Annotated in this window: 3 protein-coding genes and 1 pseudogene; 2 read left to right on the forward strand and 2 right to left on the reverse strand. The window is 60.8% G+C overall.

What is annotated here, in order from left to right:
- Window positions 1-38 precede the first annotated feature (38 nt).
- Window positions 39-689 carry an SCO family protein gene (locus B3M58_RS11475; protein WP_296219236.1) on the reverse strand — a complete coding sequence of 217 codons (651 nt, stop codon included), beginning with the start codon at window positions 687-689 and terminating at the stop codon, window positions 39-41.
- Window positions 690-728: 39 nt separating this feature from the next.
- The gene (locus B3M58_RS11480) at window positions 729-2,477 is read right to left on the reverse strand and encodes a multicopper oxidase family protein (RefSeq protein ID WP_296219238.1); all 1,749 of its coding nucleotides are present in this window, start codon (window positions 2,475-2,477) and stop codon (window positions 729-731) included.
- A gap of 785 nt (window positions 2,478-3,262) precedes the next feature.
- Here B3M58_RS11480 and B3M58_RS11485 point away from each other — a divergent pair.
- Window positions 3,263-4,594: a deoxyguanosinetriphosphate triphosphohydrolase gene (locus B3M58_RS11485; RefSeq protein ID WP_296219240.1), complete on the forward strand. Its 1,332-nt coding sequence runs from the start codon at window positions 3,263-3,265 to the stop codon at window positions 4,592-4,594.
- Between the two features lie 3 nt (window positions 4,595-4,597).
- Window positions 4,598-5,256 (forward strand): annotated as a pseudogene (locus B3M58_RS11490) (FUSC family protein); the annotation flags it as partial.

Here is a 5,256-nt window from a genome sequence, read left to right on the forward strand (position 1 = left end):
AGGCGCATGCGCGCCAGCCGGGTGGGTGGTGCCACGCGCTAACCGAAAACGGCCGGCTGCGCCGTGCTGAGCGCCGTGTGCACCATGGCGCTGTCCACATGGTTGATGGTGCTGAGAATCTGCTCGGCATCGGTCAAGGTTGGCGCCATCGTCCAGCGATCCAGCGCATCGTTGCCAACCCGCAGCATGCCGGTGTGGTTGAGATCGTTGAAATCCACCAGCGGGTCCGGGTCATAGAAGCCCAAGCGGTAGCGCACCAGATCGATATCGGCCCGTGCACCAGTGAGGAACAACCACCCCGACCCGACATGGTGGCGCTCGACGTACTCGCGTAACCGCTCCGGGGTATCCAGTTCCGGTTGCAGCGAAATCGAGTACATGAACACATCGCGCCCCACTCGTTCGCCGAGCATCTTTTGCACTTGCCGCAGGTTGGCCGTGCTGACCGGACAGCTGCGCTCGCACTGGGCGTACATCATGTTGAAGGTCACCACCTTGCCGCGGATCAGGTCGTCATAGAACTTCACCGGCCGGCCTTCGTGGGTGTACAGCGTCACGTTGGGGAAGTCCTTGCTCCCCGCCGAGGCTCGCACTGGCGCTTGCGGCGACGAACGGCCGCCGGCTTGCCACGCAGCCAGGCCAAGCGCGGCGGCGCCCATCCCAGCGAGTAATTTTCTTCGCGTATTCATCTAATACCTCCCGGCATCACTCACAGGTGACACGCCGCATCAAACGATGTCCCAACGCATCATCATCGCGTGGTCCTCGTGGATCAGGTTGTGGCAGTGCATGACGTACTTGCCCTTGTAATCGCGAAAACGCAGCAACACCCGCAGGGTTGTCCGGCCATTGATTACATAGACATCCTTGCGCCCTTTCTCATGCGCCGGAATGGCGACGTTCCTGCCGTCAGTGGTCTTGCTGAGAATGCGCCCTTCTTCGAAGTGGATATGAATCGGGTGATCCCAACCATCGTCGATGCTCGCCAACTCCCAGATTTCCGCGCTGCCTTGCGGTATCACCGCGCGCGGCACATTGACGTTGACGAACTGGCCATTGATCGCCCACATGTTTTGCCGTCGCTCGAAGACAAAACGGCGCACCGGCAATGCCGCCAGTTGCGCGGTAGTCGGCAGTGGACGCAGCGGCCGCAACACGCTCGGCACCTGGCTCAGGTCCTGCGTCGGCGGCTCGCGGTCGATCACGATCTTCAACACCCGCACACCCGGCGCCACCACCTGATAAGGCCTGCGCGTGTCTTCCGGACGGTGGGTCAGGCGGTTGACCACATACAACTCGGTGCCAATCGGGTAGCGGGAAAAATCCACCACGATGTCACCCCGCTCAGCCACGCCCAAACGTACATTGGTCTGGTTCAGCAGCGGTTTTTCCAGCAGGTTGCCGTCGTTGGCGATGTAGGTGAACGGCTGCACGACATTATTGGCCCGCACCAGATAGAACTGATAAAAGCGGCTCGGCCCCTCATTGAGCAGGCGCAGGCGGTACTTGCGCCGGGCTACACGCAGCACCGGCTCGATCTTGCCGTTGACCAAGATTTTGTCGCCGAGCACCCCTTCCGGGTTGATCTGGTCGTAATACAGCATGCCGCTCGGGTCGAAACGCCGGTCGGCAAACCCCAGCGGATAGTCATACGGGTGGCTGGGCAAACGCAGTGCGCCGGGGGTTGGGTCGAGTTCGTTACCCGAGTCCAGGTGGTCGAACAGGCAATAGAAACCGACCAGCCCGCGGACGATATTCGGCGCGGTAAAGTCCAGCGTGTGGTCGTGGTAGAACAACGTGCCCAGGGCTTCGCGGTAATCGCCGATGCCGTTTTGCAGCTCGTCGTAACCGGCATAGATATTGGAATAGAGGTGATCCCTGTAGCCCCCTGGCGCGGTGAGTGTGGGACCGGCCTTGGTCGCACTGTGATAATCGCCGGGGAATCCGTCGCTCTCCGAGCCGGTGTGCAGGTTATGCAAGTGGGTGGAAATCTCCGGCGTACCGAAGCCAACGTGATTGCTCGGCAGATCGTTGTAGATGCGGCAAAGAACCGGATGACCGTAATGGGCAAACACCACCGGGCTGAGAATGCTCAGATCCGGCACTTTAGCCTGGTAAGTCCAGACTGGCTGCGGTGGGTAAGAGGGATTGAACACCCAGTTTTCACGTTGTGCCGCATGTAACTCATACGGCTCGGCACTGGGGCTGAACGTGCTCCAACGCTGATGCGGTAAGCGTCCGGCCTCGCCGCCGGCGATATTCGCCGTCTCGGTGGGCACCGGGCTTAAAGCCGAAGCAGGCAGCACGCTGATCACATCGGGCAGGAATTCCTGCCAGGGTACGGTCGGTGGGCTGGCTGGCACCACCGCTTGGCTCTTAGGTGAAGTCAGTAACAGCGGTGCCGCCATCAACGCGGCGCTGCCTTTAAGGAACGTCCGCCGCGATTGCTGTGCGGGCGCATCGTTTGCTGCTGGCAAGAGAGGCTGCCACCCCCCAACTGCCAAAGACACTTTCCAACTGCCGGCGCGCAGCTTGCCTGTGCAGTTTGTCAAAAATGAAGACTTCATGAGTATCCAACTCCCCGGCGTTGGGCTGGTTGCTCACAGCTTCTTACGCGTCTGCAAAAGTTGTGGCCGCAACGAGTCGTCGCCGTGCTGAAAGCGAAAAATTCAACAACACATACTCACGCTGATACCCACAGCCAGGCGCGCGAAAATGCGTGCGCGCATCAGGAGCGGTAATACTCCTGACGACACTGGCGGTGAGGTTTTTCAGGTTGCGGGCGGGCCGTGCAGCAGCAATGAAGGGCTGAGATACTCGTGCAGCGTCAGCGAGTCGGTATCCATGGTGTTCTCCCTAGCGGTAGACCATAAAACATGGATTTGCCGCGCCCTCTCCAACGCAACGAACCCATCAACTGTGACTCATTCACACCTACAACTTAAGTACGTGCAAGGCATCATGTCAAAGAGCCGTCATTAATCCAGATAGACGGTTTTGAATTTATAACCATATGTATTTAAACGAATTAAGTAATTTCAAAAACAAATAAACGCACCAAAAAAGAGCTTATTCCGCAATCTCCCGGCTATCGCCGTCAGGTACCCGACGAAGGGCAGCACGCCTTACCCAACCGGTTGTAGTGGCCAACCGCAGCTCCCGGCTCAGCGAAGCGGGGCACCGGCCAACTGCACAATGCTTGCAGCCGGCCGCACGAACCCCGAAGCTAGGCCCATCAGCCACTGAATGGCGAGGATTGGCCTTGGACTGGCAAACACTGCTTACCCGCGAACGACTCGGCAAACCGACGCACAGCGTCGACGAACTGGGCCGCAGCCCGTTCCACAAAGATCACGACCGCATCATCTTCTCCGGCGCCTTTCGCCGCCTAGGCCGCAAGACCCAGGTGCATCCGGTATCGAGCAACGACCACATCCACACCCGCCTGACCCACTCGCTGGAGGTCAGCTGCGTCGGCCGCTCACTGGGCATGCGCGTTGGTGAAATGATCCGCGATGCGTTGCCTGACTGGTGCGAGCCGAGCGACCTGGGCATGGTCGTGCAATCGGCCTGCCTGGCCCACGATATTGGCAACCCGCCATTCGGCCATTCAGGCGAAGATGCCATTCGCCATTGGTTCCAGCAGGCGGCCGGGCGCGGTTGGCTGGATGCAATGAGCGCGGCCGAGCGCGGCGACTTCCTCAGTTTCGAGGGCAACGCCCAGGGCTTTCGCGTGCTCACCCAGCTCGAATACCACCAATTCGACGGCGGTACGCGGCTGACCTACGCGACCCTCGGCACCTACCTGAAATACCCCTGGACAGCCCGCCACGCCGAAGCGCTCGGCTACAAAAAGCACAAATTCGGCTGCTACCAGAGCGAACTGCCGCTGCTCGAACAAATCGCCCACAAGCTCGGCCTGCCGCAGCTGGAAGAGCAGCGCTGGGCACGTCATCCGTTGGTGTACCTGATGGAGGCCGCGGATGACATCTGCTACGGCCTGATCGACCTCGAAGACGGCCTGGAAATGGAGCTGCTCGACTACAGCGAAGTCGAGGCCGTGCTGCTCAACCTGGTGGGCGACGACCTGCCGGAAACCTATCGCCAACTGGGCCCGCAAGATTCCAAGCGGCGCAAGCTGGCAATCCTGCGCGGCAAAGCCATCGAACACCTGACCAATGCCGCCGCACATGCCTTCGTCGAGCAGCAGGAGGCGCTGCTGGCCGGCACCCTGCAAGGCGATCTGGTGGAACACATGCACGGCCCGGCCAAACATTGCGTGCAAAGCGCCAAAGCAATGGCGCGCGAGAAAATCTTCCAAGACAAACGCAAAACGCTGCACGAGATCGGCGCCTACACCACTCTTGAAATCCTCCTCAACGCCTTTTGTGGCGCGGCGCTGGAGCAACATGGCGGACGCACGCCGTCGTTCAAGCATCGGCGCATCCTCGACCTGCTCGGCCACAACGCGCCAGACCCGAGTTGGCCGTTGTACAAATCCTTCCTGCGCATGATCGACTTCATCGCCGGCATGACCGACAGCTACGCTACTGAAATGGCCCGTGAGATGACGGGACGTTCAAGCCCGGTGTAATCCATGAAAAACCTGCTACGACAAACCTTCAGCTGGCATGCCGGCCCCCCCGCCTGGGGACCGGCAATGGTCGCCGGCTTTGGCTGCGCCCTGCCCTTGCTGCTTGGCTTGTTCAGCGCTCACCCGGGGTTTCTCTGGGCCTCGGCCGGCGCCTTCCAGGCGGCCCAAGCCAACCCACTGCACCGCTTCGGCATGCTGCGCATGCTGCTGCTCACCGGGCTGGGTGCATGCAGCGCCGGTTTGGGCTTCTGGTCGGCCAGCCATCCCTTGATCAGCCTGTGCCTGTTTGGCGCGTTCGGCTTCTTGCTCGCCTGGCTGCAACGCTTTGGCAGCGAAGCCGGCAAATTGGGCATCGGCTTGGCCGTGTGCTTGTGCCTGGGTCAGGGCCAGCAAGGCCTCGGCAGCCTCAACAACCCGTATGCGATCGCCATGCTGTTCATCCTCGGCGGCCTCTGGGTGATGCTCCTGGCGTTCGGCTTGCGCGGCATGCACGGCTTGCGTATGTGGCCGTACATGCCGCGCTTCATCAGCATCCTCAAAGTGCTCAAGCGCCACGCAAAACGCTTGCCGCAACAGCAATGGCGGCTGCATGCGCTGGGTTGCACCCTGGCCTTTTCCCTGGCCGGCTTGATCGTCAACCTGGCGGAGCTGCAACGCGGCTA

This window comes from Pseudomonas sp. UBA2684 (genome assembly GCA_002354655.1).
GTDB lineage: Bacteria > Pseudomonadota > Gammaproteobacteria > Pseudomonadales > Pseudomonadaceae > Aquipseudomonas.